Source organism: Streptomyces sp. NPDC002463, assembly GCF_042889835.1.
GTDB lineage: Bacteria > Actinomycetota > Actinomycetes > Streptomycetales > Streptomycetaceae > Streptomyces > Streptomyces nymphaeiformis.
Genome location: NZ_JBIARL010000061.1, coordinates 1 through 2,204, shown reverse-complemented (window position 1 = coordinate 2,204; position 2,204 = coordinate 1). Strand labels below are relative to the sequence as shown.

1 protein-coding gene, 1 rRNA gene and 1 pseudogene are annotated in these 2,204 nt (G+C 71.6%); all 3 read right to left on the bottom strand.

What is annotated here, in order from left to right; genetic code table 11:
• Window positions 1-146: 146 nt before the first annotated feature.
• Window positions 147-947, bottom strand: coding sequence for a hypothetical protein (locus tag ACFYX3_RS42005; RefSeq protein ID WP_389025415.1), 801 nt, complete (start codon window positions 945-947; stop codon window positions 147-149).
• A 15-nt stretch (window positions 948-962) separates the two neighbouring features.
• Window positions 963-1,823: pseudogene (locus ACFYX3_RS42000) on the bottom strand (hypothetical protein); the annotation flags it as partial.
• Between the two features lie 290 nt (window positions 1,824-2,113).
• Window positions 2,114-2,204 (bottom strand): 5S ribosomal RNA (gene rrf / locus ACFYX3_RS41995); the annotation flags it as partial.

Sequence of the window (2,204 nt, the reverse complement as noted above, 5' to 3'; positions counted from 1 at the left end):
TTCCCCCCCAAAGCCCCCGGGTGGCGCCCCGTCGCGGGGTGGGGGTGGGGGGGTGCTAGGCGGGGATGTGGACTCACACCCCCGTCCCGAACAACCCCCGGGGGGGGCCCCCCCCGGGGGGCCCCCCTTCTCACCAGGCCAGGGGATCAGCCCTTGTCGCCGTCCCGCTCGTCCTCGTCGTCCTCGTCGTCCTCGTCGTCGAGGTCGAGCTCGACGGCGCCCGACTCCTCGGACTCCTCCGACTCGTTCTCCACGTCGTCCTCGGACTCGTCGAACGCGTCGACGAACTCGACCCCGTCCATCTCGGCGAGACGGTCGGACGCGTCCGTGGCTCCGTCCTTGTCGGCCTCCAGGGCCTTGGCGAACCACTCGCGGGCCTCGCGCTCACGGCCGGCGGCGAGCAGCGCGTCGGCGTACGCGTACCGCAGGCGCGCGGTCCACGGGTGCACGGCGCTGGAAGCGAGCTCGGGGCTCTGCAGCGTCACGATGGCCGCGTCGAGCTGACCCAGGTCCCGGCGGGCGCCGGCGGCGACGAGCCGCATCTCGACCTGGCCGGCCTTGTCCAGCTTCTGCACCTCGGGCTCACCGGCCATGGCGAGGGCACGCTCGGGCCGGCCGAGGCCGCGCTCGCAGTCGGCCATGACGGGCCACAGCTCGACACCGCCGCTCATCCGGCGCGCGGCACGGAACTCGGCCAGCGCCTCGGAGTACTTCTGCGTGGCGTACGCGGCGAAGCCGGCGGCCTCGCGGACGGCCGCGACACGGGACGCGAGCCGCAGGGCGACGCGCGAGTACCCGTACGCCTTCTCCGGGTCCTCGTCGATCAGCTGAGCCACCATGACGAGGTTGCGCGAGACGTCCTCGGCGAGCCCCTTGGGCAGGCTCATGAGCTCCTGGCGCACATCCGGGTCGATCTCCTCACCGGTGACCTCCGGCGGGATCGGCAGACGCTTGATGGGCGCGCGGTCGCCACGGTCCCGGTCGTCACGACGCCCGAAGCCACCGCGGTCGTCCCGGCCGCGGTACCCACCGCGGTCGCCGCCCCGGTCGTCACGGCCTCGGTACCCGCCCCGGTCACCACCGCGGTCGTCCCGGCCACGGAACCCGCCACGGCTGTCGCCACCACGGTCGTCGCGACGGAAGCCACCGCCACGGCTGTCGCCACCACGGTCGTCACGACGGAAACCGCCACCACGGCTGTCGTCCCGACGGAACGACGAGGGACGCTCGTCACGGCGGTCATCGCGCCGGTCGTCGCGGCGGAACGAGGAGGGACGCTCGTCACGGCGCTCGTCACGCCGGTCGTCGCGGCGGAAGCCGCCACCACGGTTGTCGCCACCACGGTCGTCACGACGGAAGCCACTGCCACGGCTGTCGTCACGCGGCGGATACGAGGGACGGTCGTCACGGCGGAAACCGCCACCGCGGTTGTCGTCACGACGGTCGTCACGCTGCCCGTAGGAGGGACGGTCGTCCCGACGGAACGACGGACGCTCGTCACGGCGGTCATCACGACGGAAACCGCCACCACGGTTGTCGCCACCACGGTCGTCACGACGGAAACCGCCACCACGGTTGTCGCCACCACGGTCGTCACGCTGCCCGTAGGAGGGACGGTCGTCCCGACGGAACGACGGACGCTCGTCACGGCGGTCATCACGACGGAAACCGCCACCGCCACGGTTGTCGCCACCACGGTCATCGCGACGGAAACCGCCACCGCGGTTGTCCCCACCACGGTTGTCGCCACCACGGTCGTCACGGCGGAAGCCACCGCCACGGCTGTCGCCGCCACGGTTGTCGCCACCACGGTCGTCACGGCGGAAGCCACCGCCACGGTTGTCGTCGCGACGGAAGCCACCCCCACCACGGTTGTCGTCGCGGCGCGGCCCACGGAAGCCGCCCCGGTCGCCACCGGCACCGTCCCTGCGACGCGGCTCGCGCTCCGGACGGTCGTCGGGAGAGTTGGTGGACATCGGTGTGACTCCTGTCTTCGGGTACTGCAGTCATTCTCGCGCAGCCGGCACTCAGCCGCGCATCGGAAAAGTCAAGCAAAAAACAAAAGGACCCCTGGTCCCAGCGTGAACGCTGGGACCAGGGGTCCTGAAGAATTGTTCGGCGGCGTCCTACTCTCCCACAGGGTCCCCCCTGCAGTACCATCGGCGCTGAAAGGCTTAGCTTCCGGGTTCGGAATGTAACCGGGC